At 30.9% G+C, this 26531-nt stretch carries 30 protein-coding genes; 11 read left to right on the top strand and 19 right to left on the bottom strand.

Going from position 1 to position 26531, the window contains the following annotated elements:
- Positions 1 to 73: 73 nt before the first annotated feature.
- Positions 74 to 280: a hypothetical protein gene (locus HA146_RS09525; protein ID WP_245157399.1), complete on the bottom strand. Its 207-nt coding sequence runs from the start codon at positions 278 to 280 to the stop codon at positions 74 to 76.
- Positions 281 to 336: 56 nt separating this feature from the next.
- Entirely contained in the window at positions 337 to 2943 is a 2607-nt protein-coding gene (gene topA, locus HA146_RS02260) for a type I DNA topoisomerase (protein WP_209107963.1), read from the bottom strand.
- 175 nt (positions 2944 to 3118) lie between these two features.
- Between topA and HA146_RS02255 the strand changes: the two genes are divergently transcribed.
- Both HA146_RS02255 and HA146_RS02250 read left to right on the top strand, forming a co-directional pair.
- Positions 3119 to 4639 carry an NAD(P)H-quinone oxidoreductase subunit N gene (locus HA146_RS02255; RefSeq protein ID WP_209107962.1) on the top strand — a complete coding sequence of 507 codons (1521 nt, stop codon included), beginning with the start codon at positions 3119 to 3121 and terminating at the stop codon, positions 4637 to 4639.
- A gap of 16 nt (positions 4640 to 4655) precedes the next feature.
- Positions 4656 to 5342 carry an ABC transporter ATP-binding protein gene (locus HA146_RS02250; RefSeq protein WP_209107961.1) on the top strand — a complete coding sequence of 229 codons (687 nt, stop codon included), beginning with the start codon at positions 4656 to 4658 and terminating at the stop codon, positions 5340 to 5342.
- Positions 5343 to 5344: 2 nt separating this feature from the next.
- On the opposite strand, the gene HA146_RS02245 is transcribed toward HA146_RS02250, so the two are convergent.
- Complete coding sequence (locus HA146_RS02245; RefSeq protein WP_209107960.1) at positions 5345 to 6094, bottom strand: biotin--[acetyl-CoA-carboxylase] ligase; 750 nt, start codon at positions 6092 to 6094, stop codon at positions 5345 to 5347.
- A gap of 75 nt (positions 6095 to 6169) precedes the next feature.
- Between HA146_RS02245 and HA146_RS02240 the strand changes: the two genes are divergently transcribed.
- On the top strand, positions 6170 to 6652 hold the full coding sequence (locus tag HA146_RS02240) for a DUF721 domain-containing protein (RefSeq protein WP_245157398.1): 483 nt from the start codon (positions 6170 to 6172) through the stop codon (positions 6650 to 6652).
- A gap of 9 nt (positions 6653 to 6661) precedes the next feature.
- Here the strand turns inward: HA146_RS02240 and ubiE are convergent, their stop codons facing one another.
- Positions 6662 to 7363 (bottom strand): bifunctional demethylmenaquinone methyltransferase/2-methoxy-6-polyprenyl-1,4-benzoquinol methylase UbiE, encoded by a 702-nt coding sequence (gene ubiE / locus HA146_RS02235; RefSeq protein ID WP_209107959.1) that lies wholly within the window; start codon positions 7361 to 7363, stop codon positions 6662 to 6664.
- A gap of 44 nt (positions 7364 to 7407) precedes the next feature.
- Positions 7408 to 8178, bottom strand: a complete 771-nt coding sequence (gene hisF / locus HA146_RS02230; protein ID WP_209107958.1) for an imidazole glycerol phosphate synthase subunit HisF — start codon at positions 8176 to 8178, stop codon at positions 7408 to 7410.
- A 59-nt stretch (positions 8179 to 8237) separates the two neighbouring features.
- On the opposite strand from hisF, the gene petP reads away from it, so the two are divergent.
- The 3 genes from petP to HA146_RS02215 are packed head-to-tail and all read left to right on the top strand — an operon-like array spanning position 8238 to position 11189.
- The gene (gene petP, locus HA146_RS02225) at positions 8238 to 8462 is read left to right on the top strand and encodes a cytochrome b6f subunit PetP (protein WP_209107957.1); all 225 of its coding nucleotides are present in this window, start codon (positions 8238 to 8240) and stop codon (positions 8460 to 8462) included.
- A gap of 8 nt (positions 8463 to 8470) precedes the next feature.
- Positions 8471 to 9418, top strand: a complete 948-nt coding sequence (chlG, locus tag HA146_RS02220; RefSeq protein ID WP_025880719.1) for a chlorophyll synthase ChlG — start codon at positions 8471 to 8473, stop codon at positions 9416 to 9418.
- Position 9419: 1 nt separating this feature from the next.
- Positions 9420 to 11189 (top strand): transglycosylase domain-containing protein, encoded by a 1770-nt coding sequence (locus tag HA146_RS02215; RefSeq protein WP_209107956.1) that lies wholly within the window; start codon positions 9420 to 9422, stop codon positions 11187 to 11189.
- Between the two features lie 10 nt (positions 11190 to 11199).
- Here the strand turns inward: HA146_RS02215 and HA146_RS02210 are convergent, their stop codons facing one another.
- The 7 genes from HA146_RS02210 to HA146_RS02180 form a co-directional block, all read right to left on the bottom strand.
- Entirely contained in the window at positions 11200 to 12516 is a 1317-nt protein-coding gene (locus HA146_RS02210) for a 16S rRNA (cytosine(967)-C(5))-methyltransferase (RefSeq protein ID WP_209107955.1), read from the bottom strand.
- Between the two features lie 221 nt (positions 12517 to 12737).
- Positions 12738 to 12917 carry a hypothetical protein gene (locus HA146_RS02205; RefSeq protein ID WP_209107954.1) on the bottom strand — a complete coding sequence of 60 codons (180 nt, stop codon included), beginning with the start codon at positions 12915 to 12917 and terminating at the stop codon, positions 12738 to 12740.
- Positions 12918 to 13021: 104 nt separating this feature from the next.
- Complete coding sequence (locus tag HA146_RS02200; RefSeq protein ID WP_209107953.1) at positions 13022 to 14512, bottom strand: cryptochrome/photolyase family protein; 1491 nt, start codon at positions 14510 to 14512, stop codon at positions 13022 to 13024.
- Positions 14509 to 14640: a DUF2256 domain-containing protein gene (locus tag HA146_RS02195; protein ID WP_209107952.1), complete on the bottom strand. Its 132-nt coding sequence runs from the start codon at positions 14638 to 14640 to the stop codon at positions 14509 to 14511. Before HA146_RS02195 ends, HA146_RS02200 begins: the two co-directional genes overlap by 4 nt.
- A gap of 3 nt (positions 14641 to 14643) precedes the next feature.
- Positions 14644 to 14880 (bottom strand): TIGR03643 family protein, encoded by a 237-nt coding sequence (locus tag HA146_RS02190; RefSeq protein ID WP_209107951.1) that lies wholly within the window; start codon positions 14878 to 14880, stop codon positions 14644 to 14646.
- A gap of 2 nt (positions 14881 to 14882) precedes the next feature.
- Positions 14883 to 15275, bottom strand: a complete 393-nt coding sequence (locus HA146_RS02185; RefSeq protein ID WP_209107950.1) for a thiol-disulfide oxidoreductase DCC family protein — start codon at positions 15273 to 15275, stop codon at positions 14883 to 14885.
- A 179-nt stretch (positions 15276 to 15454) separates the two neighbouring features.
- Complete coding sequence (locus HA146_RS02180; protein ID WP_209107949.1) at positions 15455 to 15664, bottom strand: hypothetical protein; 210 nt, start codon at positions 15662 to 15664, stop codon at positions 15455 to 15457.
- A 139-nt stretch (positions 15665 to 15803) separates the two neighbouring features.
- Here HA146_RS02180 and trmH point away from each other — a divergent pair, with 139 nt between their 5' ends.
- Positions 15804 to 16475, top strand: a complete 672-nt coding sequence (gene trmH, locus HA146_RS02175; protein ID WP_209107948.1) for a tRNA (guanosine(18)-2'-O)-methyltransferase TrmH — start codon at positions 15804 to 15806, stop codon at positions 16473 to 16475.
- Between the two features lie 2 nt (positions 16476 to 16477).
- On the opposite strand, the gene HA146_RS02170 is transcribed toward trmH, so the two are convergent.
- From HA146_RS02170 to HA146_RS02160, 3 genes are all read right to left on the bottom strand, one after another.
- Entirely contained in the window at positions 16478 to 17233 is a 756-nt protein-coding gene (locus tag HA146_RS02170) for an ABC transporter permease (protein ID WP_209108462.1), read from the bottom strand.
- Between the two features lie 167 nt (positions 17234 to 17400).
- Entirely contained in the window at positions 17401 to 19209 is a 1809-nt protein-coding gene (gene lepA, locus HA146_RS02165) for a translation elongation factor 4 (RefSeq protein WP_209107947.1), read from the bottom strand.
- Between the two features lie 55 nt (positions 19210 to 19264).
- Positions 19265 to 20761: a malate:quinone oxidoreductase gene (locus HA146_RS02160; RefSeq protein WP_209107946.1), complete on the bottom strand. Its 1497-nt coding sequence runs from the start codon at positions 20759 to 20761 to the stop codon at positions 19265 to 19267.
- 70 nt (positions 20762 to 20831) lie between these two features.
- Between HA146_RS02160 and HA146_RS02155 the strand changes: the two genes are divergently transcribed.
- Positions 20832 to 21077, top strand: a complete 246-nt coding sequence (locus tag HA146_RS02155) for a NifU family protein (RefSeq protein WP_002805305.1) — start codon at positions 20832 to 20834, stop codon at positions 21075 to 21077.
- Positions 21078 to 21098: 21 nt separating this feature from the next.
- Here the strand turns inward: HA146_RS02155 and HA146_RS02150 are convergent, their stop codons facing one another.
- Positions 21099 to 21356 carry a hypothetical protein gene (locus HA146_RS02150; RefSeq protein ID WP_209107945.1) on the bottom strand — a complete coding sequence of 86 codons (258 nt, stop codon included), beginning with the start codon at positions 21354 to 21356 and terminating at the stop codon, positions 21099 to 21101.
- A gap of 256 nt (positions 21357 to 21612) precedes the next feature.
- Between HA146_RS02150 and HA146_RS02145 the strand changes: the two genes are divergently transcribed.
- The 3 genes from HA146_RS02145 to HA146_RS02135 all read left to right on the top strand — a co-directional run bounded on the left by HA146_RS02145 (position 21613) and on the right by HA146_RS02135 (position 23865).
- Positions 21613 to 21786: a DUF4278 domain-containing protein gene (locus HA146_RS02145; RefSeq protein ID WP_209107944.1), complete on the top strand. Its 174-nt coding sequence runs from the start codon at positions 21613 to 21615 to the stop codon at positions 21784 to 21786.
- A gap of 77 nt (positions 21787 to 21863) precedes the next feature.
- Positions 21864 to 22658, top strand: coding sequence for a methyltransferase domain-containing protein (locus HA146_RS02140; protein ID WP_209107943.1), 795 nt, complete (start codon positions 21864 to 21866; stop codon positions 22656 to 22658).
- Positions 22659 to 22689: 31 nt separating this feature from the next.
- Positions 22690 to 23865, top strand: coding sequence for an aminotransferase class V-fold PLP-dependent enzyme (locus HA146_RS02135; protein WP_209107942.1), 1176 nt, complete (start codon positions 22690 to 22692; stop codon positions 23863 to 23865).
- Between the two features lie 29 nt (positions 23866 to 23894).
- Here the strand turns inward: HA146_RS02135 and HA146_RS02130 are convergent, their stop codons facing one another.
- The 3 genes from HA146_RS02130 to HA146_RS02120 form a co-directional block, all read right to left on the bottom strand.
- Positions 23895 to 24599 (bottom strand): SDR family NAD(P)-dependent oxidoreductase, encoded by a 705-nt coding sequence (locus HA146_RS02130; RefSeq protein ID WP_209107941.1) that lies wholly within the window; start codon positions 24597 to 24599, stop codon positions 23895 to 23897.
- Positions 24600 to 24680: 81 nt separating this feature from the next.
- Positions 24681 to 26216 carry a UDP-N-acetylmuramoyl-L-alanyl-D-glutamate--2,6-diaminopimelate ligase gene (locus HA146_RS02125; protein WP_209107940.1) on the bottom strand — a complete coding sequence of 512 codons (1536 nt, stop codon included), beginning with the start codon at positions 26214 to 26216 and terminating at the stop codon, positions 24681 to 24683.
- 9 nt (positions 26217 to 26225) lie between these two features.
- Positions 26226 to 26528 carry a glutaredoxin family protein gene (locus tag HA146_RS02120; RefSeq protein ID WP_209107939.1) on the bottom strand — a complete coding sequence of 101 codons (303 nt, stop codon included), beginning with the start codon at positions 26526 to 26528 and terminating at the stop codon, positions 26226 to 26228.
- Between the last annotated feature and the right edge of the window lie 3 nt (positions 26529 to 26531).

Genomic DNA, 26531 nt, shown 5'->3' with positions numbered 1-26531 from the left:
TAGGTTAGATTTTGGCTTTTCTACTTTTTTTCTTTTTTCATTACTTTTATCATTAATCTTTTTATTTCCTAGGTTAGATTTTGGCTTTTCTAAGGTTAGATTTTGGCTTTTCTACTTTTTTTCTTTTTTCATTACTTTTATCATTAATCTTTTTATTTCCTAGGTTAGATTTTGGCTTTTCTAAATTCTTTTGAGAATCTTCATCTTGGCTTATTTTTTCTAAATCATTAAAACTACTTTCAAGAAAATTTCCAATTCTTCCTCCAGAGCATGATTGCAATAAAATTAAAAAAATTAATAAAAAAAATTCTTTTTTTTTAAAGATCATATTTTTTTCTAACTTTTCTTTTTCCTTGTAGTTATTTTATTACTTATTTTTGTTTTTTTTGAAATAGATCCTTTTTTATCTTTTAGTTTTTCTTCTAGAAGGAATACGGCATCATCTATGGAGAATTTTTCTAAATCAGTATCTTTGGCAAGCGAAACATTAGTTTTGCCACATTTTAAATAAACCCCATATCTTCCATTTAATATTTGGATTTTTTCTTTAAATTCTTTTAGTTTTCCAAAGTCTTTAAGTACCTCTTGACCACCTCTACCCATCTTTGGCATTGCAAGAATTTCTAATGCTCGATTTAGATCAACTGTAAAAACATCATCCTCTTTTTTTAATGATCTATTTTCAGACTCATTTTCATTTTTAATCCATTTTATATAAGGTCCAAATCTTCCTCTATCAGCCTCAACAACACCCCCTTCAGGATGAACTCCTAACAATCTAGGCAAACTTAAAAGTACTAGAGCCTCATCTAAAGTTAGATCATCAGTTTTCAACTCTTTGGGTAATGAAGCTCTTCTTGGTTTGGCTTTATCCTGATCATTATTTCCCAATTGGACGTAAGGTCCATAGGGGCCGAATCTTAAAAAGACTTTTTCACCAGTTTTTGGATCAGTTCCAAGATCTGATGGACCACTTAGAATTTGATCAACTTGCTTTTTGTCCAAATCTCCCGGAGTAATATCCATTGGGAGATTACCTTTTGCCTGAATTTCATTACCAGATTCATCAATTTTTATACCCTCTAACCAAGGTCCGTTAGAGCCTATTCTGACTACGCAAGGGAGGTCGTCGAAATCAACTTGTCTATATGCTTTGCCATCAATATCTCCCTCTGTTTTTTGTACTTTCACCTCCAGACCATTTTTACCTTTATAGAAAGTCTCGAGGTATGGTAGCCACTCTAGATTACCTGAAGATATTTCATCCAAGGAAGATTCCATTTTTGCAGTAAACGTCGTATCTACTAGATCAGGAAAATGTTCTTCTAATAGAGCAGTAACAGCAAAAGCTGTAAATGTTGGGGCCAAAGTGTTGGAAGATATATTTGCATAGCCTCTATCCACAATTGTCCCAATAATGCTTGCATAGGTAGAAGGTCTTCCAATTCCCTCTTTTTCAAGGACTTTAACTAATGCAGCCTCTGTATATCTTGCAGGTGGTTTAGTTTCATGAAAAGTAGATTCCTTATCAGTAACTTCAAGGCATATTCCAGTTGTTAAGTTTGGGAGAATTATTTCTTGTTGTTCAAGTGATGAGCTCGGATCATCACTACCCTCGACATAAGCTCTGAAGAATCCTGCGAAATCAATACTTTTCCCGCTCGATTTAAATAATCCATCCCCTACACTAATTTCAGCATTGATCATAGTTAGTCTTGCTTCCGCCATTTGACTAGCTACAGTTCTTTTCCAAATCAAATCGTAAAGAGATAAGTCTCTACCAGTTAGGTTAGTTTCCTTTGGTGTTTTAAAAGCCTCACCAGCTGGCCTAATAGCTTCGTGTGCCTCTTGAGCATTTCTTGCAGTTGAATTAAATTGTCTTGGTGAATTAGATAAATATTCTTTTCCATACTTAGAACTAACACATTCTCTAGCAGCTCTTATGGCTTGGTCGGAAAGATGAACTGAATCAGTTCTCATATATGTTATGAAACCTCTCTCATATAGACCTTGTGCGCATCTCATGGTTTCTCTCGCAGATAAACGAAGTTTTCTATTTGCTTCTTGTTGCAATGTACTAGTTGTAAATGGAGCTACTGGCTTACGGGTGGATGGTTTTTTTTCAATTTTTGAGACTAACCAATCCTCAGAAGAAAAAGCCTTCAACAAATCATTTACTTTTTCTTCCCCAATTATCAACGATTTATTTCCTTGTTTTAATTTACCAGTCTGTTCATCAAAATCGGAACCATTGGAAATTCTTTGACCGTTTAAACTAAATAATTTTGTTTCGAAAGTAATATTATCCTTTACTAAAGAAGCTTTAATCCCCCAGTAACTAGCTTTTTTAAATGATCTTCTTTCTCTCTCTCTTCGTACAAGGAGTCTTACAGATACTGATTGAACTCGTCCAGCAGATAATCGGGGAGCTACTTTCTTCCAAAGTAGTGGAGATAATTCATATCCAAAAAGTCTGTCCAAGATTCTTCTGGTTTCTTGAGCTTGAACAAGTTCCATATCAATTTCTCTAGTTTGATCTAAAGCTTTGTTAATTGCCTTTTTTGTGATTTCGTGAAAAACCATTCTCTTAGTTGGTATTTTCGGCTTCAATATTTGCAGAAGATGCCAGCTAATACTCTCTCCCTCTCTATCTTCATCAGTTGCCAGTAATAGTTGGGTCGCACCTTTTAATGCATCTTTCAACTCTTTAACAACCTTTTTCTTGTCTTTTGGAACTATATAAAGTGGTTCAAAATCATCTGTTGTATTAACTCCTATCCTTGACCATTTTTCCTTTTTAACTGCAGCAGGGATTTCGGCAGCCCCTTTAGGAAGATCTCTTACGTGTCCCATTGAAGCAAGAACTTCATAATTAGAAGGCAAAAACTTTCTAATAGTTTTTGCTTTGGTGGGACTTTCAACAATAACAAGTGTGTGATCCAAGGTTTATTTCAAAAATTGGTGTTTTTGTTCAGTTAGGGCATATTATGATTATTTGAAGTTTTTTCAAGTAATTTCTTCAGAAAATTTCAAAAATCATACCCACAAATTATAATCAAGTTAAGATTAACTCTTAGACTCTTACAATCAAACATCTAATTTAATCCTATTTAATAAAGTGCCCAACGAAATCTTTACAATTAATTTAAATGCTCAAGCCATTATTCCCGAGGCTTTTATTTTACTGGGTATTGTTGGGACTCTTCTTGTAGATCTAGCAGGTGAAAAAACTGCATCAAAATGGGCACCAATAATTTGCTATTTGTCAATTGGCAGCTCTCTTTTTAGTTTGGCCTTGCAATGGAGTAATCCAGTAAATAGTGCATTTCTTGGTTCCTTTAATTCAGATAATTTGGCAATCGCATTTAGAGCAATAATATCTTTATCAACTTTAGTTTCTTTACTTATCAGTTGGCGTTATACAGAACAAAGTGGTAGCCCTATTGGGGAGTTCGCAGCGATAATCCTTTCGGCGACTCTAGGAGCAATGCTTTTGTGTGGATCTACTGACCTTATTAGTGTTTTTATATCTCTTGAGACTTTATCTGTAGCAAGCTATTTACTCTCTGGTTATCTCAAAAGAGATCCGAGGAGCTCAGAAGCAGCTTTAAAATATCTTCTCGTTGGATCAGCTGCTGCAGCAGTTTATTTGTATGGATCCTCATTTCTTTATGGATTAAGTGGTTCAACAAACTTAGTAACAATAGGTTTAGAGATTATCAACAAGCCATCATTCATTACTTCTTTAGCTCTTGTATTTGTCTTGTCAACAGTTGCATTTAAAATCGCTGCAGTTCCCTTTCATCAATGGACTCCAGATGTATATGAAGGATCACCTACTCCTGTAGTAGCTTTTTTATCTGTTGGTTCAAAGACAGCAGGGTTTGCATTTGCAATAAGAATATTGAGTACTTCTTTTTCTTCTTTCGATGAAGAATGGAAACTTCTGTTTACTATATTAGCCATATTGAGCATGGCTCTAGGAAATGTTGTAGCTCTTGCTCAAACCTCAATGAAAAGGATGTTAGCTTATAGTTCTATTGGACAAGCAGGATTTGTAATGATTGGAATAGTATCTGGGACTCAAGATGGTTTATCAGCTGCTGTTTTATATTTAGCTGCATATTTATTTATGAATTTAGGTGCTTTTTCGTGTGTAATCCTTTTCTCTCTCAGAACAGGTTCTGACAGAATTTCAGATTACTCAGGACTTTACCAAAAAGATCCTCTCATTACATTAGGCTTAAGCCTTTGTCTTCTTTCTCTTGGAGGATTACCTCCAATGTTGGGATTTTTTGGAAAGATATATTTGTTCTTTGCAGGTTGGGCTAATCATCAATATCTATTAGTAATCGTTGGTCTAGTAACTTCAGTCATCTCTATTTATTACTACATTTCAGTAATAAAAATGATGGTAGTTAAAGAACCTCAGGAAGCTTCTGAAATAGTTAAATCATATCCTGAAATAAATTGGGCAATTGTAGGATTACCTCCCTTAAGAATTGCACTTTATACTTGTGTGGCGGTAACAGCTCTAGGAGGAATACTATCCAACCCTCTTTTTAAATTGGCCAACACAGCAGTTTCAGAGACTCCTTTTTTACACGATATTATTGCTATAACAAACAACATTTCCTAGAAGAATTTTTCAAACAATGTCTAAGAAAGTCGCAAGTTTAGAAAGAATATCTAAAACATATGGGAAAGATGATCTAACTGTTAAAGCCTTAGATAGCATAAACTTAGAAATATATAAAGGTGACTATTTAGCTGTAATGGGAGCAAGCGGCTCAGGTAAAAGTACAGCTATGAATATTATTGGATGTCTAGATAGACCATCTGAAGGTATTTATAAATTAAATGGTATACCTGTTGAGAATTTATCTGATGATCAGCTAGCGGAGATACGTAACCAAAAATTAGGCTTCGTTTTTCAACAATTTCATCTACTTTCAGACGCAACTGCACTTGAGAATGTAATTTTACCGATGATTTATGCTGGAATTGACTCTGAGCAAAGATTAGAGCGAGGTAAGAATGCCTTAAAAAAAGTTGGTCTTTCTGAAAGAATGAATAATCGCCCTAACCAATTATCAGGAGGTCAACAACAAAGAGTGGCTATTGCTAGGGCTATTATCAATAACCCTGCAATACTATTAGCAGACGAACCCACTGGAGCACTAGATTCAAAAACAACTGCAGATGTGCTAGATCTGTTTGACAAACTTCATGAATCTGGAATAACAATAGTTTTAGTTACGCACGAAGATGAAGTTGCAAATCGTGCAAAAAAAATAGCCAAATTTAAAGATGGAAGAATAGTTGAATTAAAAGTTAATTAAATTCAGAACCTTCTCAGTACCTTCTCTTGAGTATCATTTTGAATTCTTAAATTCCCATTCGAATCAATATCTTTAATTTTCCATGTTTGAGGACAGAAACCACTAGGTAAAAATCTTTTAGTGAGGAACTTATTTGCCGATTTGATTACATATTCTTTTTTGTTATTACATTCAATTGAATCATGAAAAGCTTTAATAACTTTTGCTGTCCAATAATCTTGATTAATATTCTTAGTTTTAAGTACTTTTGATAATGAAATACCTTCTGATGGAGTTTGATTTAAAACATTCATTCCAAGACCTATTCTTACATAGATAGTTTCCTTGCCTCTTGTTATCACCCTCGGTAAAAATCCAATTAACTTTTTTGAACCAACAAAAATATCATTTGGCCATTTCAAACAAACATTTATATTATCTTGTCTAAGCATTTCACATATCTTAATTCCTAAAGACAAATTAAATATTTGGCTTGTAAATTCTTTTGAAAATATTGGGTAAGCTGCACTTAACCAAATCCCTCCTTTTTTGGAAACCCAAATTTTTGAGTTTTGGCCAAAACCTGAGAACTGTTCTCTTGCTATTATCGCAACTGGCTGGTTTCTCTTGATTTCAGAATATCTAAGCCAGTTAGATAGCTCATGTTCAGTACTTTTGCATTTTATTTTGTAATGAAGTCTCCAACTTGGATATTGACCCTGAATTTTTTTTAAATAAAAGACTGTCTTAGCTGCAGATCCAATAACTTTCACAAATTCTTTATTAAAACAACGAGCATCTTTTTAAAGATTAGATTAACTTTAGTCTTAATAAGTAAATTTTACAAATTGGACAAAAAGTATTTGCCAATAGTGAATAGAAGAAATCCACATCAATTAAAAAATTGTCTTGATAATTTCAAAAAATCATGGGGGGACTTAGATAAACTTTCTAAAATCAATGAACACTGGAAGGACTTAATCGGTTCGGAATTATTTCAAGAATGCAAACCATTAAATATTGAAAAAAAAATATTTACAATTGCAGTAAATCATCCACAGTGGCGGCAAGCATTAATCTATAACAAGCATAAATTAAAAGAGAGAATCGAAAAAATTGGCATAACTTTGAATGAAATAAAAATAATACAAAATTATGAACTTAAAAATAAAAATATTAAAGCTACTAATGCAAAGATAGTTTGGGCTAAGCATCCAAGTAGAATCGATCAAAATAACATGATAATTTGTAGGCTATGTAATTCCCCAACTCCCCAGGGTGAAATTAAACGATGGGGAAAGTGTTCTTTTTGTTGGAGAAGACATAAATAAGTAAATTTTTTATTTAGCTAAAATTAATATTCCCATTTGACCCCAAAAAATAGTTCTATATTCAGCTTTTTGAAATCCAACTTCCTTAGCAATTTTTATAAGCTCATTTTTCTTTGGAAAATGTCTAATACTATTTTCAATATATGCATACTCTTTACTTAAATTAAAAATCCGCGAAATGGTTACTACAATAAGCCTCAAATATATTTTCTGAAAAATATTAGATAAAGAATTTTTTGTTGAGTGATTAAAATCTAGGAATCCTGCCCTTCCTTTATCCTTCAAAAGATAAAAAACTTTTTTTATTCCTTCTTCAACATTATTCAAGTTTCTTAATCCATAGGACATGCAAATCCCATCAAAATTTTTCGAACAATCATCAATTTCTAAAACATCTTTAATTTCCCACTTAATAAATTTATTTTTTTTTAGCTCTGATTTTTTCTTTGCAATATTTAAGATGCCCTTTGCACTATCAAACCCAGTAATTGAGCCCCTTGGACTTACTCTCTTAGAAATTAAGAATGCTAAATCTCCAGTGCCACAGCATAAATCAGCCCAATCTTCACCATTTAAAGGATCTAATAAATTAACTAATTTCCTTTTCCATAATTTGTGTAGTCCAAAACTTAATAGATTATTTAAAAAGTCATATTTATAGGAAATTTTATTAAATATATTTTTGACTTCGATAGTTTTTGTGAATTTCATTTTTAAATTTTAAAATACTTTCTTTTTGGAATAAATTTAAATTTTTATTCATATGGTCTAATTTGAAGTTTCTTTTCTCGGAGGAAAGTTTTTATTTCTTGTAAAGTAAGTTTCTTATCATGCAGTAATGATGCTAAAAGTGCTGCAGATGCCCTACCTTCTTTGAAAACATCATAGATATCTTCTAGACAGCCTGCTCCTCCAGAAGCAATTACTGGGATGTTAACAATATTCGCAACAGATGAAGTCAAATGTAAATCATATCCATTCTGTGTGCCATCACCATCCATTGAAGTTAGCAAAATTTCCCCTGCACCTAATTCTTCAACTTTCTTTGCCCAACTTAATACATCGATTCCAGTATTTTCTCTCCCTCCTTTTATATATACCTCCCATTGATCAACCTTATTAAGTTTTCTTCTAGCATCAATTGCTATCACAATGCATTGATTACCAAATTCTTTAGAACTTTTAGAAATTAAATCAGGATTTCTAACAGCCGAAGAATTTAAACTAACTTTATCGGCTCCTGCTCTTAAAAGATCATTAATAGAAGAAACAGAATCTATACCGCCACCTACTGTAAAAGGGATTTTTACTGATTTTGCAGTCCTAGATACAAGGTCAACTAATGTATTTCTATTTTCAACACTTGCTCTAATATCCAGAAATACTAATTCATCTGCACCTTCATCAGAATACCTACAAGCCAATTCAACAGGATCTCCTGAGTCTCGCAAGTTAACAAAGTTTACACCTTTTACGACTCTGCCATTGGCGACATCTAAACAAGGAATTAAACGAAGAGCTACCATTTTAGTAAAAATTGTCCAAATGCTGTTAATCTTGCATAATAGCTTCCATTTTACCTCTTATGGCTGAAACAAAATTTTTACCCAAAATCGGTAGTAAAATCAAAATTAACATTGACAAAGTAAAAGATAGACTACCAGCGAAATTAATTGATCAAATATCTTCTAATCCTAAAGTCGTAATAACAGGCTATAAAATGGCTGACGGCGGGAGTATTGGAATCACTGCAAAATTTCAGGATGGTCAGCAAAACTGGTTTTTCCCAGAAGAAATTGAGAAGGGTTAAAGATTAAAGTGAATGATCCAAAACAACTATTAGGTATTAAGGGGGCCTCTGAAACTTCAAGTATATGGAAACTCCGTATACAGTTAATGAAACCAATAACATGGATCCCTTTGATATGGGGAGTTATTTGTGGGGCAGCTGCGAGTGGAAATTTTGAATGGACATTTAGTAATGTTTTAGCTTCACTAGCCTGCATGTTAATGAGTGGGCCGCTTCTGGCAGGTTATACACAAACCATAAATGATTTTTTTGATAAAGAAATTGACGCAATTAACGAACCAAATAGACCAATTCCTTCTGGAAAAATTTCAATTAAAGATGTCAAAATTCAAATCTGGGTATTACTTATTGCAGGCCTAATAGTTGCTTTTCTATTAGATTTATATGCTAAACATAACTTTCCCTCCGTCTTACTTTTAGCATTAGGAGGATCTTTTGTTAGTTATATATATTCTGCTCCACCTCTTAAATTAAAACAAAATGGTTGGCTTGGAAATTATGCATTAGGCGCATCATATATAGCTCTACCTTGGTGGGCAGGACAAGCATTGTTTGGGAAATTAACTATTGTGACGGCATTACTAACACTTGCTTATAGCCTATCTGGACTTGGTATTGCTGTTATTAATGATTTCAAAAGCGTTGAAGGAGATTCAAAGCTAGGCCTGAATTCATTACCAGTAGTATTTGGAATTAAAAATGCAAGTAGAATAAGTGCAGGACTGATTGACATTTTTCAATTAGCAATGGTAGTGGTATTAGTAATTATTGGTCAACACTTAGCCTCTGTAATTTTGGTTTTATTGGTAATTCCACAAATCACCTTTCAAGATATGTGGTTACTAAGAGATCCTTTAAAGTTTGATGTCAAATATCAAGCAAGCGCTCAACCATTTCTTATAACTGGAATGTTAGTTACAGCTTTAGCGATAGGACATAGTTTTTTAGTTGCTTAAGGTGCAAAAGATTAAATTCAAATCTTTTGTTTTAATAATTCCAATATTAATTTTTTCTGGAATATCTTTTTATATTTATAGTCTAATATTTACTACATTAAAATTTGACATATCTAAAAACAAAAGGTCTCGCGCGACCAAATATTCTTATGTAATTTCATCTTCTGATAATAGGATACTAAGCAAATTAAGCCGCAAATTTGAAATAGATAATAGTAAACATAAAATTCCATTTTTTCTTAAAAATTCTTTTATATCTTCGGAGGATAAAATATTTTATAAACATAATGGAATAGATTTAAAAAGTATTTCACGTGCCCTTTTTCAAAATATTAGAAGTGGTTATGTTAAAGAGGGAGGAAGTACTATTACACAACAAGTTGCTAGATTACTTTTTCTAAATAATGATTTAAGTTTTCAAAGAAAGATTAAAGAAATATTTATATCACTCATACTTGAATTTAAATATGACAAAAATCAAATTTTAAAATTATATTTAAATAATATTTATTTAGGATCAGGAGCATACGGGGTTAACGAGGCTTCTCAAGTTTATTTTGGAAAACTTATAGAAGAATTAACATTATCAGAAATCGCATTAATTGCAGGATTAGCTCCAGCTCCATCAATTTATTCACCTTATCAAAATATAGAACTAGCTATTAAAAATAGAAATAAAGTTCTTGAATCAATGTATATTGATGGATATATTTCTCTTGAAAAAAAGAATAAGGCTATTAAAGAGAAAATAAACTTAAATTATCAAACAGCTTATAATCTTTTAGATGATAAATTACTAATAAATTTTATTCTTGAGGAAGCAGATAAAAGAATTGAAAATAAAAATGATTATAAGTTTTTAAGGATTAAATCTTCTATCAATAAAGATTGGCAAGAAAAAGCCCAAAAAATTTCAAGATATGTTGGGCCTAAAGAACTTGAGTTTGCTCTGTTATCAATCGAATCAAACACAGGACTAATCAGGACAATGGTAACCAGCAAAAATCCATCAATTAATGAATATAATAGAGTGATTTCATCAGTAAGACCTTTAGGTTCTACTTTTAAAATAATTCCTTATGCTGCTGCATTAATAGAAGGGATAAAATTAAGCGATAAATTTGAAGACTTACCAAGATGCTGGGAAAGTTATTGCCCAAAAAATTTTTCAGAAGAGTATAGAGGATCAGTATCTTTGATTGAATCATTTAAAAGTTCATCCAATATCGTTCCAATATCAATAACAAAAAGAATCGGCTTAAAAAATATTATTAATCTAGCGAATTCATTTGGTCTAGGTTTTAAGCAAGAGTTTAAGGAATTCCCATCATTAGCTATTGGTTCCTATGGAGAAAATCTTTTAAACATTACAAATGTATATTCTGCAATAAATAATAGTGGGAAAATTCAAAGCCCTAGCATCTTAGAAAAAATAGAATCATTTAATAATCAATCTATTTGGAAAACCAAATTTATTTCCAAGAAAATATTAGATTTAAAAGTAAACAAAAAAATAAATAAACTTCTTGAAAAATCTGTAAAAGAAGGCACTTCGAAAGCAGCCTCTATAAAAGGCAAGAAAATTTATGGAAAAACAGGAACATCAGATGGTAATAAAGATCTTTGGTTTATTGGTTCACTTGATAACCTAACAACAGGTATCTGGATAGGTTATGACGATAACAAAGAATCTGAATTATCTAGTGGAAATGCAGCTTATTTATGGAAGAAATATATAGCTGAAATTTATAAAATCCCAATTAAGAAATAAATTTTATTTTTTAAGATTTATAAGAAATTATTGCAGAATAAAATCCATCACCAGGATAGTCTAAGCTAGGTAAAATTTGCTTTTGGCCAACCAATTTTAAAGCTTTGTTTTTTTCAATAAATCGTTCAATTAATAGATTATTTTCATCAGGACAGATAGTACAAGTTGAATAAACTAAAGTTCCATCTTTTTTCAAAAGGGGAAGCATACTCTCTAATAGTTTTTCCTGCAATAAAGTTAAGGATTTTATTTTTTCTTTACTTAAAGACCATCTAGAATCTGGATTCCTGGATAGAGTTCCAATCCCAGAACAGGGAGCATCTAACAAAATTTTATCAAAATAAGATATAAACTCAGGATTCAATTCAATCAAACTCGTTGCATCAGCTTTAAGGGTATTTACAGATTTTAAATTTAACCTGTCTAAATTTGATTGAAGTATTTTCAATCTTTTTGCTGATCTATCTACAGCCAGGATTTCAGCACTATCATTTGCTAATTCGGCTAAGTGGGTAGACTTACTCCCTGGCGCTGCACAAGCATCTAAAATCTTTTCACCTTCTTTTGGGTTTAAAAGAGGTGCTACCCACTGAGAAGATCTATCTTGAATTGTCCAAAGTCCATCACTATATCCTGGTAAGTTTTTAATAGATCTTGGATTAGATTTTAAACTAATTCCATTATTTAAATCTTTAATAATTTCAGCATCAATTTTATTTGCATGAAGAACTTTCAAAAATTCATCTAAATCAGTTTTTAGTTGGTTGATTCTCAAATCAATTGAAGGTTTTTTATTAAATGCCTTAACGATATTTTCACCCTCCCTATTTCCTACCCATTTATAAAGATCATTCACAAGCCATAATGGCAATGATTCAAGGTATGAAATTCTTTCTTTTTTATCAGAAGATATTTTTGGAAAAATTTCTTGTTCTAATTTTCTTGATGCATTTCTCAAGATCGCATTTACAGTTCCTGCCAAACCATTTAAATCTGTTTTTTTAGCTACTTCTACAGTAGTAGAAATAGCTGCAGGAAATGGAACTTTATCCATTTTCAATAGCTGATACAAACCTATATGTAAAAGCCACCTTAATTTTGGAGGCTGCTTTATATGAGTAATTTTTGATGTATGATCCGTCCAAAGATCAAGAAATTTTCTATACCTGATACATCCAAAAGACAATTCTGTAATAAAAGCTATATCAAGAGGATTAAATTGATAATTTCTTAAAACTTTTTCAAGGGCTTGATCAGAAAAATCACCATAACTAACTTTTAATAAAATTTCCCAAGCTGCTTTTCTTTGTAAATATCCTATGCTCAAAATATAATTTATTTTTGAAGATAACTTTAATATACAAAAAATTTATAAGTTTAAAAATTTAAACTACTTTTTCGAGTGAAGAATTGAACCAAATAAAACCTAAGATAGAGATGAGTGTCAGATTAAATCCTAAAAAAAGAAAGATATTTAAAGAATGAATTCTTTCTCGAAAAAATAATTTTTTATCTTCTTGATACTTCATAAATAAAATAAAAAATTAATCAGGAACTTAAACGGCAACCTATATTGACAGATCCTGCATCAAGCATTCTTCCTAACTTAATGGCTATAGATTCCTCCAACCTTGTAAAATTAGATTGATGGGTAGTTATCCAATCCAATTCAGAAAAAGTTAAAATACCAGTCAAATTACTTTTTAAAAAAAGGATCCCAATATTCATTGTTAGAATTAATTTTGTATAATTTAACATCCGTCTGTAATATTCCGTAATAATATAATATTCTTTTAATTTTTCAAAAGTATCTATAGATTATTAGGCTTAATTTATTGAATATCTCTTAAAAATTTATCGGCTGTTCTTAAGTGATTGTTTAATTTTTCCTCTGACATTTTGTCAAGATTTCTCGTCAACATAGCCAGTCGATATTGCTTTCTAAAAAAGCTTTCATTATCTTTAATAAATTTCCAAAATAAGCCATCCCATATTGAACACCAGGGTCCACTTTTAAAATTTGACATTTTTTTTACATAATTAGAGCTTGATATATATGGTTTAGTTGAGAAAATACCCCCGTCACTAAACTGACTCATTCCATAAACATTAGGAACCATTACCCAATCATAAGAATCAATAAACATTTCCATAAACCATTTATAAACTTGATTGGGGTGAATTCTACATAGAAGCATAAAGTTACCAATAATCATTAGCCTCTCAATATGGTGACAATAACCAAATTTAATAATATTTTTTATAACAATGTCTACTGGTTCAATTCCTGTATTCCCTTTATAAAAAGACTCTGGAATTGGTTTATTTTCAAAATTCCAAAAATTACTGTTTCGCATCTTTGTTCCATACTTCCTATAAACAAGGCAAATAAATTCTCTCCATCCAATAATTTGACGAATGAAACCCTCTAAAGAGTTAATTGAAACATTATTATTTTTAGCATAAAGTAATGCTTTATTTACTACTAAATCTGGTGTTAATAAGCCGCTATTTAAAAGAGGAGAGAGTAAACTATGCCATAAAAAAGAATTTTCTTTAGAAATCGCATCTTCATAATCTCCAAACAATAAAAATTTATGTTTAAAAAAATCATTTAACCATTCATCTGCCTCATCAAAATTAGTTGGATATAAAAAGTTATTACTTTCTCCAATAAACTGAATATCAGAATTAGCTAATGACTTTTCGGCATACATTACAAAGTTATTTTTTAGTAATTTGGGTGTATCAGGTATGCTTATTTTTTTTGGTAATTTTTTTCTATTCATTTCATCAAAACTCCACTTACCTCCTTTAGGTGTATCATCCGAATTAATTAATATCTTTTGGCTCTTTCTTTGATTCACATAAAATCTTCCCATAAGAGGTTTTTTTGTATTTGATTCAAATAACTCTTTTAAATCTTCACTGCTCATAAACATTGGAGAGGACAGAACATTTAAAGCTAAATTATTACTTTCAACAAAATTATTGATCCTCTTCATTATTAAGAAATCATGAGGGTCTATAAGATTGATTTTCTGATATTTATCTATAATAAATTCTGATAAATAGTCAATTGTAGAAATATTTTTCTTGTTATCGATGTATAAAACTTTAAAGCCAGATATTTCTAAATATTTTTTATAAGCGAGCATAGATGCTCTATGAAAAACTAACTTATTTTTATGATTAATTAATTTATGAAATTTATCATTACCGAAAAATAATGAGTCTTCCAAAATTAAAATTTCACAATTTATTTTTAAGATTGGGCTTTTTCTAAAAAGTTGATTAGGGAAAATAATTGATACTTGTTTCATCTTTGTGACTTCCTGTTACTGCATCTTTTTGAACAGTAGATAACATCATTCCAACAGTTTTTCCATTTTTTACGCCACTCGAATGACCTATTGCAAACACAACAAGTTTTAGTAGAAAGATTTTTCAAAATTTATAATTTTCTCTTATGAGTAGATTTAAATCTAGTTGAATCTTTAAGCGCCATATGTTTAGTATGTCTTCCCGAAACTCTCTCTCGCCAGACTTTGAAGGATTTAGGTTTAAGATTTTGACGCATAATTTTTATTGCATCTTCCTCTTTTAAACCAAATTGATACTCAATAGCTTCAAAGGGTGTTCTATCTTCCCAACACATTTCTATTATTCTGTCTATGTCGATATTTTCCATATTTATTGTTCACATTGGGAGGCACAAAGTTTTTCAATATTCGGCCTACCTGTAATTCGAAGTCTATATTTTGCCCAATATCGGTAAACCAGTCTTAATCCTGGAGACAAGAATTTAACCTTCAAAGGAGAATAAACCCAGCCTAAACCAATCAATTCATAAGAATATGCAAGCACATCTAATCCTCTTATGATTTCTCCATTTTCAATAATCCCATGCAGGTTTGACATGGCTTCTGAATATGAGATGTTAGCAAAAAGAGTTTGATCATAATCTTTACTATTAATATCTACAAATTTAATTTGATTTAAGATATCTCTTTTTTTTAGAAAGTTTGTTTCTCTCAAGCAAAGTGGACAGCCACCATCGAATAAAAAAGTTAATTTATTTTTCATATTTTTATACAAATATAGAATTTAAATAACTTTTTTGTGGGAGATAAAAATTAATTTTTTTTTTCACAGTACAAGCTTTATAAAGCCTTAATAATTACCGGTTCTAATTTTAGTGAAATTATATTAGCTTATTAATTAATAAACCATTGATTAAGGGATACGTCAGTGGTTTTAAACTATTAATGATCTTCATCTAAAAGATGTAAACCTTCACCTACATCAGCCGTAAATTTACAATATTTCTCAAAAACAATTCCAACACCTCTCATTTTTTCGCCTAATTCATCGTTAAATCTCTTCCATTCTTCAGATTCTCGTTCAGGTAAATTCCATCCTTGTTTTTCTACCATGCTTGTAATTAATGTATAGTCCCATTCTATGAATGCCATTTAGTTAATTCAAAACTACTCAAACATTATAAACGAATAGATTTCATAGTTAATCAATATTTTTTGAATATAATTTTGAAAATAAATTTATTATCGAATTTTATTTTAATATAATTTTAAAAGTGTGAAAAAATTATAAATGTCAATTTTGCCAAGAAGATTTGAGCGAATCAAAAGTGTTTTAGATTGCAGAATGAAAAACTTGACTGTTTTAGTTGAGGATGTCAATAAACCTCATAATTTATCAGCAATACTAAGGACTTGTGATGCAGCTGGAGTTTTCGAAGCAAATTTTATTAGCAAAATGAATGCCGTTAAGACTTTTAATAGTACTGCTCAAGGTAGTCAGAAATGGGTCAAACTAAATAATCATGAAAACATTATCACGGCAATATCTAATTTAAAGAATAAGGGTTTTAGATTATATGGAACAACTCTCAATAGTAAATCAGTCGATTATAGGAATTTTGATTATTCTCAAAATACATGTTTTGTTTTGGGAGCAGAAAAATGGGGATTAAGTGATGAACTCATATCAATGGTTGATCAATCAATTTTCATACCTATGAGAGGTATGGTTCAATCCTTGAATGTTTCAGTTGCTGCTTCCATATTATTATTTGAAGCTATTCGCCAGAGAAAAAACAAAGGTATATTGCCTACTAATGGAGAGGGTTTGAATATAGATGAATATCAAAAGACCTTGTTTGAGTGGTGTTACCCAGAATTAGCTGCGGTTTATAAAAAATCAGCTAAAGAATATCCAAAGTTGAATAGTCAAGGACAATTTGATCTTATTCAAGATAACTAAATTTATTCAGAATTTTGACTATCAAAAATTTCTTCAAGATCCTCACCTATAAAAGAAAGACCTAACACTAAAAAAAACATTGCCAAACCAGGAAACAAAGCCGTCCACCATATACCTGTAGGTAAAGCTGCAAGAGCAAGATTTAAATCACTGCCCCATTCTGGAACATCAGCAGGAACTCCAAGACCTAAAAATCCTAAACTTCCCAAAACCAAAACAGCATCAGCAGCATTTAAGGTAAGCAGAATAGGCAAAGGAGTTATTACATTTGGGAGAATATATTTAAAAATAATTGTTTTAACATTAGCTCCTGAAACTTGAGCTGCCTCCACGTAAGTTTCGGATTTAACCAATATTGTCTGATTTCTAATTAATCTGAAATATTGAGGCGAGTAAACAATACACAATGCCAAAGCTGCGTTAAGAATACCCTTACCCAATACAAAAGCAATAACTACTGAAAGCAAAATTACAGGTATTGAAAAAATAGTATCCATTATTAGTGATAAGCATTTATCAAAAATCCCACCAAAATATCCACTTAATAATCCCAATGGTAACCCTAAACTTAATGAAAAAAGAATCGCTAAGAATACAACCTCTATCGCTAAGGATGATCCTTGCAAAGTTCTTAAGCAAACATCTCTTCCTAATCTATCTGTACCACAGAAATGATTAAGCGAAGGAGGGGCAAAGATATCATTGCTTAATATTGAAAAAGAATAACCAAAAAAATTATTGGCCTCTAAAAATTTCATTATTAAAACAACAATAAGATAAAAAAGTACAATTAGAAATCCAGCTTTTCTTATATTTGCGCCTACACGATTAAATGAGTTAATATCCAAAATTTTTTTTACAGATATGACTGAAATATACACAATTCTGAAAGAAAAAATAGCTATTAATTTTAAATCTAAAAAAATTACTGGTTTAATTTCAAGACAGCCATAAAAGCTTCTTGGGGGACTTCAACTTTACCCATTGCCTTCATCCTCTTTTTGCCTTTGGCTTGTTTCTTTAAAAGTTTCTTTTTCCTAGAAATATCTCCTCCATAACATTTAGATAAAACATCTTTTCGCAAAGCACTGATACTTTCGCTTGCAATAATCCGGCTACCGATTGATGCTTGAATAGGTATTTTAAATTGTTGTTTTGGAATAAGTTCTTTTAATTTCTCAACTAAACTTCTGCCAATTCCATAAGCCTTATCTTTATGAACAATAGTAGTTAATGGATCTGCTCTTTCTGAATTTATTAGAACATCTAATCTTACAAGATCATTCTTTCTATAGCCAATTAAATGATATTCCATTGATGCATAACCTTGAGTCCTACTTTTCATTTGATCAAAGAAATCTGTAACTACCTCTGCTAATGGAATCTCATAAATCAAGGTAACTCTATCTGTAGTTATGTATTTCATATCTATAAATACTCCTCTTCTTTCTTGGCACAAACCCATTAATGTTCCATTAAATTCATTAGGGGCATAAATTTCCATTTTCACATAAGGCTCTTCGATTGACTCTCTAAGTTGTGGATCAGGAATTGTAGAAGGATTATCAATAAAAATATGTTCCTGCTGATTTAAATTAACCTTATAAATAACTGATGGTGCCGTTACGATTAGATCCAAATCATATTCTCTTTCTAATCTTTCTTGAACAATCTCCATGTGAAGAAGGCCCAGGAATCCGCATCTAAATCCGAAGCCCATTGCACTACTTGTTTCGGGCTCATATTTTAAAGCTGCATCAGATAATTGTAATTTTTCAAGAGATACTCTTAAGTCTGGGAATTGATCAGCATCAGTAGGGAATAATCCACAAAAAACCATAGGATTTGCTGTCTTATAACCAGGCAAAGGATCATTTGCAGGTGAATTTAAAAGGGTAATGGTATCTCCAACTCTCGCATCAGCAACTGATTTTATAGAAGCAGCTAAATAACCAACTTCTCCTGCATGTAATTCTTCAACTTGCTGCTGATCGGGTGCCATTATTCCGATTTCATCAAGTTCATAATTTTTTTTACTCGCCATTAATAATATTTTTTCTCTCTTATTAAGAGACCCAGATATTACCCTGAAATAAACAATAACTCCTCTGTAGGGATCATAATAAGAATCGAAAATGAGTGCCTTAGTTGGCAATTTTATTTCATCTTCAGGCGGAGGTATTCTTCTAACAATTGCTTCCAAAATATCTTTAATGCCAATTCCAGTTTTTGCTGAACAATTTATTGCATTAGTTGTATCAAGTCCAATAATTTCTTCTATTTCTTGTTTTATTTTTTCAGCATCAGCTCCTGGTAAATCGACTTTATTTAACACAGGAATTATTTCAAGATTATTTTCAAGGGCAAGATAAACATTAGCTAGAGTTTGAGCTTCTACTCCTTGACTAGCATCAACAACAAGTAAAGCACCTTCACAAGCCTGCAAAGATCTACTAACCTCATAAGAAAAATCAACATGTCCAGGTGTATCTATTAAGTTCAAAACATATTCTTGAGAATCTTCAGCTTTATATTTCATCCTAGCTGCCTGCAACTTGATAGTAATTCCTCTCTCTCTTTCAAGATCCATACTATCTAAAAATTGTTCTTGCATATCCCTTTGCTGCACAGTGCCAGTATCTTGGAGCAACCTGTCGGCAAGAGTAGATTTACCATGGTCAATATGAGCGATTATGCAGAAATTTCTTATTTTTGAAACAGATATATCAGTCATTTAAAAAGAAAAATTCTCCCCTTATTACATCTTGATTAATATTAGCTAATTAGAATTATGGATGGAAACCTAAAATTGAATTATTTCTTTTTTTGATATCTTTTATGAAGTTACTGTCATTTAAAGAGGTCGATAGTTTTGGATAAATTACGTCATATATTTTTTTTCGGAGATTATTCTTATCATTTAAAAATAAAACAGATTTTTCTAGAACCTCAACCATAATTGAAACTGCAGTACTTGCACCTGGAGAAGCTCCTAACAGTGCGGATAATGAACCATCAGATGAATTCACAATCTCCGTTCCGAATTTCAAAGAGCCACCAAAATTAGTTTTTTTAATTATTTGGACCCTTTGACCAGCATTCTTTAAATACCAATTAGAGGGGTTAGCTGATGGCATCATATTCTTTAAATTATCAACTCTCGAGTTATGGTTCTTTAGTGATTGTGATATGAGGTAATTAATTAAATCATTATTTTTAACCCCGACGTCTAACATAGAAATAATATTATTTTTTTTAATTGAACTAAATAAATCAAAGTATGAACTCTGCTTTAAAAATTTTGTTGTAAATCCAGCAAAAGGTCCATATAAAAGAAGTTTTTTACCATCAATCCATCTAGTATCCAAATGAGGAACAGACATTGGTGGCGAGCCAATATCAGCCATCCCATAAACTTTGGAATTGTGTTTTTCTGTTAAATATTTTTCCTCGCAAATAAGCCATTTCCCACTAACTGGAAATCCCCCATAATTCTTTGCTTCTGGAATTTTTGATTTTTGCAAATAGTTTAAAGTTTTTCCACCAGCGCCAAGAAAAACGTATCCTGTTCTAACAGAATTTTTTCTTCCTTCTGAACTAATGTCTAATTCCCATTTTTTGTTATCAATTTTCTTTAAATCTACTAATTCTGTTTTATATCTAATTTCAACATTTTTGTTTCGAGAAACTAATGACAAATACTCTTTAGTAAGAGCCTCAAAATTAATATCTGTCCCTCTAAGTACTCTGGTAGCAGCAATTTCAGTCAATGGACTCCTATCTTTCGTTATTAAGGGAGCCCATGATGAAATTTCATCAAAAGATGCAGAAAATTCCATATCGATAAATTCAGGATTTTCAGTCATTTTCTGGAATCTTTTTTTTAAAAAAGAAATATTATCCTGACCAGAGACAAAGCTAATATGTGGAATAAATTTTAAAAACTTTTTAATGTCAATTTTCCCTGCTTCATACAATGACGCCCATAATGACATGGATTTTTCAAAAGAACGATTTATTGAGATCGCTTTATCTATTTGTATATTTCCTTTTTCATCTAAAGGGGTATAGTTTAATTCACAATTAGCAGCATGTCCTGTACCTGCATTATTAAAAGCGCCAGTACTTTCGCTTCCCGGAGCATTTAATTTTTCTATAATAAGTATCTTTATATCAGGTAAAACTTCTGAAATAAGTAGGGCTAAAGTACCGCTCATTATTCCTGCGCCAATTAAGACTGCATCAAAGTAGCTATTTTCATTAGTGGGATTTTTAAATGAAGTCACAACAGAAAATTATCTTTTTTGCAATTAATCAAATTTCTTTCTAGGCTTATTATAAAGTTAACCCAAAATTATGAGTACTGAAACACTCTCACTGACAAATGAAAATGTAGAAAAAGTCCTTGACGAGCTCAGACCTTTTTTGATATCTGATGGAGGTAATGTAGAAATCGCAGAAATAGATGGTCCAATTGTCAAAGTCAGACTTCAAGGCGCATGTGGTAGTTGCCCAAGTAGTACCATGACTCTAAAAATGGGGATTGAAAGAAAGTTAAAAGAAATGATTCCTGAAATAAGCGAAGTTGTCCAGGTTTTATAAAAATTATTGATTGCAAATATATTACTTAGTTTCTAATTCCTTCAACAAAGATGATTCCATATCAAGGCAATCTATTGGGAGTCCTTGTCCAATAGCGATTAAAAGAGGTGCAAGAATTCCTAAAGTAAAAACTAAATTTGATTGACTTACATCATATTTACTCAAAGTAAAAGTTATCAAATAAATAATTGAAAAATACGCATGTAAGGAAAAGAATTCTTTTGGCTTTAAAACTGGCCATCTTAAAGTATTTCCCAAGAAATATAAAAAACCGGTCATAAAAAAATAACTATATGAAGATTAAACCAAATATAAACATAATCCTTTTTAAAGACTATTCATAAAAAAATTTACCTAAAATAATAATTAAGAAAACATAAAAATTTCGTTTCTATTTGTAAAAGCTAGACATCTACTGAGAAATACGCTTATAATAATTTTGGTAGCAATTGCTACTTTTTCGTTCACTCTCTCTTGAGAGCGCAGTTCGAGTCATACCATGGAACGGGGGATGGCCGTGTTGTCACATCGAAACATGACTACTTTAACTTACAGAGGTAAAAACTACGTTCAAAACAAAGAAGCTTCTAAAAAGCAAATTGTTGAACTTACCTACAGAAGAAACGTATACACCAACAGAATGGATGACGCTTCTTCAAGTAATGAAAAAGCAGAATTAAATTACAGAGGTGTAAATTACACTAAATAATTTAATTTAACAAATTAGAAGCCTCTTATTCAGGGGCTTTTTTTTTGGCTATATTTTATCGAGAGCCCTTTAAATATATGTCCGAAAATTGCTGTAATACAAATCCATCGAATAAAGAACCTAATGAATTCGATCATAAAGATGCAATTCAAGAAAGATATGGATCAGCCGCATTAGAAAAAGAGAGTTGTCTTTGTACACCAGTTGGATTTAATCCCGTTTTACTTGAAGCAATACCTCAAGAAGTTATAGAAAGAGACTACGGATGTGGTGATCCAACAAAATATGTACAAAAAAATGATATTGTCTTAGATCTCGGAAGTGGTAGCGGCAAAAATGCTTTTATTTGTGCCCAAATTGTTGGGAAAGAAGGAAAAGTTATCGGAGTTGATCAAAATGCTGACATGCTTTCTTTATCTAGATCAGCATCTAACGAATTTACAGAGAAGATAGGTTTCAACAATACAGAATTTCTAGAAGGATTAATTGAAAAACTCGATGAATTAGATAAAGATTCAAATCCATTAATCGCCGACAAATCAATAGATATCATTTTAAGTAATTGTGTTTTAAATTTGGTAAGTCCTGAATCTAGAAATAACCTTCTAAGAAATATAAAAAGAGTTTTAAAAGATAATGGAAGAATTGCAATTAGCGATATTGTATCCAACAAAAAAGTCCCTTTAAGATTGCAAAATGATCATGATCTATGGACAGGATGCATTAGTGGAGCATGGTATGAACCTGAATTTATAAATGATTTTAAAGAATTAGGTTTTAAAAATTTAGAATTTGCAGAAAGAAGTGAAGAACCTTGGAAAGTTATTGAAGATATTGAATTTAGATCAGTAACTTTATTAGGAAATATTTAAAAAATCAAGAGTTAACTAATTTAAATTTTCCATGAGAAATAATCTAAGAGGTCAAATTCCAGCATTAAGAAATAAATATTATTTCAACTATGGAGGTCAAGGACCTTTACCAAAATCTTCGCTAGAAGCAATAGTTAAAACTTGGGAAATAATTCAAGATTTAGGACCATTTACAAATGATATGTGGCCTTTTATCTATAAAGAAATATTGACTACGAAAAGAATTATTGCGCAAAAATTAGGTGTTAATTCAAAAAATGTAGCTTTAACCGAGAATATCTCTTCTGGTATGATTTTGCCTTTTTGGGGTATAAAAGTAGAAGAGGGAGAAGAATTGTTAATAAGTGACTGCGAACATCCTGGGGTAGTAGCTGCAAGTCGAGAATTTTGTAGAAGAAATAAATTAATATTCAAAATTTTGCCAATCCAAAAAATCAAAAATCTCAACGACGAAAGTATACTTTTAGAGATTTCAAAAAATCTAACTAGTAAAACTAAGCTCCTAATTATTTCTCATATATTGTGGAACTTTGGATATAAAATTCCTTTAAAAGAAATTTCTATCGAATTAAAAAATAATCGAGAAAATTCTTATCTACTTGTTGATGGTGCTCAAACCTTTGGTCATATAAAAATTGAAGAACAAGTTTTTTATTCGGATTTATATTCAATAACTTCTCATAAATGGGCATGTGGTCCAGAAGGACTTGGAGCTATCTATGTCTCAGATAGATTTATTCATGAAACAGATCCAACAATAATTGGTTGGAAGTCATTAAAAAAAGAACAAGGGATTTATGAACCTTCAGATAATCTTTTTCATGATGATGCAAGGAAATTTGAAATAGCTACCTCTTGTATTCCTTTACTTGCTGGGCTCCGGAATTCTTTAGATCTTTTGGATAAAGACTGCAATGAAAAAGAAAAAAACAAAAATATCAGAAAATTAAGTGGGAAACTTTGGGATGAATTAAATCAATTAAAGGGTGTTGAATTAGTTTTAGAAAAAAAATATTTAAATGGGATTCTTAGTTTTAATATTCAAAATATTAAAGATAAGGATGAATTTGTAAAGAAACTTGGAGAAAAGAAAATTTGGATTAGAGTTTTAGAAGATCCAAAATGGTTTAGAGCATGCGTACATCAAATGACTACAGAAGCTGAGATTGATTTACTTGCTAAAGAAATAAAAAAAATCTTGACTTAAAGATCTATTAATATAAATAAAAATTTAGTTTACCAAGGTATCTCCGATTTATCCCATGCAATAAATTTTCCTGTAGATTCTGGAGTTTGATTTTTAATAATATTGATCAAGAATTGGGAGGATTTTTCTTTACTAAATAATTTATGTTCTGGAACAAATTTATGAAAAGGTCTAGATAAATCAGTATCTACTGTTCCTGGATGAAGCAATGTGATAGTAGCCTTTGGGAAACGTCTAGCCCATTCAATACTTAAAGATTTAAAAAACTGATTTTGCGCAGATTTTGCAGCTCTATATGAATACCAGCCTCCAGTTTGATTATCTCCAATGCTACCCACTCTTGCACTTATACTTGCAAAATTAAAATCAAAATCTTTTGGTATAAATTCTTCAATCGCTTTAGCTAATAAAATAGGAGAAAAGGCATTTATTGAAAAACTTTCCATCATATTTTTTTTATCAAGATGTTGTAATCTTTTTTCTGGTTGAAGAGAATCACTATGAAGTCTACCTGTAGCATTAACAACTAGCCTTAATTTTGAAGGATGATTTGATATTTTATTTTTCAACTGCAAAAGGGATTGAGAATCCTCTATATCTAATTCCCAAAAGGAATTAAATTCACTTTTTCTTCCACACAAAACAACATCTAAATCTTTTTCACCATCATTCAGATCTTTAGCTAGTTGTGTTCCAATTCCACCTGAGCCTACAACTAAGGCTAAGCCTTTCATTTTGTTTAAAAAAACTTCATTGATTCTAAGAAACTTCTCTTGTGATTTGCGTAAAGATCTTTCTTATTTAATTAAGAAATTTTATTGAGATTTATTTTTTTCTTTTAATAATTTATAAGCTATTTTTCTATCATCAAAATTAATAACTTTATTATTGAGAATTTGGTAGTCTTCATGTCCTTTTCCTGCAATTAAAACAATATCTTCTTTATTAGCAAATTTAATAGATTCATTTATTGCTTTAAATCTATCAATCTCAATTTTTATTTTTTCTCTTTTTTTTATACCCATCAAAATATCATTTACTATCTTTTGGGGTTCTTCTGATCTTGGATTATCTGAAGTTATAAAAAGTTGATCAGAAAACTCTTCAGCTATTGATCCCATCAAAGGCCTTTTACTACGGTCTCGATCTCCGCCACAGCCAAAAACAGTTATAATTTTTCCCTCACAAAGTTTTTTAATTGATTGCAAAACTTTTTTTAATCCATCAGGAGTGTGGGCATAATCAACAATTACTGTTGGGAGTGATCTTAAAACGATGTCATTATCAATTTGTATTTTCTCCATTCTCCCAGGAGCACCAGGGAAAGATTGTATTAACTTTGATAGATCTTTTAAAGAAAAATTAAGTTTATACAAAATTGTTATTGCTTGAATCGCATTCATTAAATTAAATTCACCAAGAAGTGGAACAAAAAGTTGAATTTTTTCCCTCGGTGTATGAAAAATACAGGTGGAACCACTTTCAGTAAATTTTTTATCTGTTACGAAAAAAAAATCATCATTTTCAAATGCACTTTCAGTAATCTTTGTAGAAACTAATGAAGATCTTTTTTCAAGATCAGATGATAATTTAGATATCCAATGGTCATCATGATTTAATACACAAATTCCATCGTTTTCTTTTAAGTAAGGTGGGAAAAATAATTTTCTTTTTGTTTGAAAATATGATTCCATATCTGAGTGATAATCAAGATGATCTTGAGTTAAATTAGTAAAAATAGCCGCCTCGAATTCGCATCCTGATATCCTGTTTTGAGCAATAGAATGAGAACTTACCTCTAATATCGCGAATTCAGATTCAACCTCAACAGCAGCATTTAATTTCTTTTGAAGTTTATCGGCGAAATCAGTTGTATGAGAAGCCGCTTCTGAGAAGCCAGGCCATCTATTGAGCAAGGTCCCAAATAATGCAGTCTTTTTCCCTAATTTTTTTAAAAGATATTCCAATAAAAAAGTAATTGTAGTTTTTCCATTTGTACCAGTAACACCAATAAGTTTAAGTTTCCTTGAGGGCCTATTCCAAAACTCAGCGACTATTTGACCAAAAATATAATCTAAATTATCCTCTATAACCAAAATCCTTTCTCGATCAATAGATCCAATTTTCTCTTTTGCAGCAGACCCAATAATGGCGGCCTCTGCACCATTTTCAATTGCCTCAATACAATATCTTCCTCCATCAACACTTAAACCAGGCATACCTAAAAACAAAGTTCCTTTTTGTACTTCTTTAGAGTTAAAGGAAATATTATTGATTTCATGATCGATTAAATCTAATGAAGGAATAATTCCTACCAAATCTAAAAGTTTATGTAATTTTATAGATCTCATATAAAAAAATTATTTCTTCAGAATGGTATTAATATTTTTTTGAAACCAATTCTTTAATTGATCATCTTTTAATCTTGGAGAAATACGAGGCAATTCTATAATTTCCTTGGACCTAATCCCTTCAACAGCAATAACAGGTACTTCATAATCATATTTTTTATATTTATCTTGATATAGATCAAACCTATCAATATCAATTTCTTTAAGCTCCTCAAGATTAGGGAATAGCTCATTAAGATTTATTTTTGCCAGTTTGTTTTTTAATGAATCACAAAGGCAACATCCCTGCCTAACAAAAATAAATATTTTCATTCA

Origin of the sequence: Prochlorococcus marinus CUG1416 (genome assembly GCF_017695965.1) — a bacterium.
GTDB lineage: Bacteria > Cyanobacteriota > Cyanobacteriia > PCC-6307 > Cyanobiaceae > Prochlorococcus_A.
This window is presented reverse-complemented; position numbering and strand designations above follow the sequence as displayed.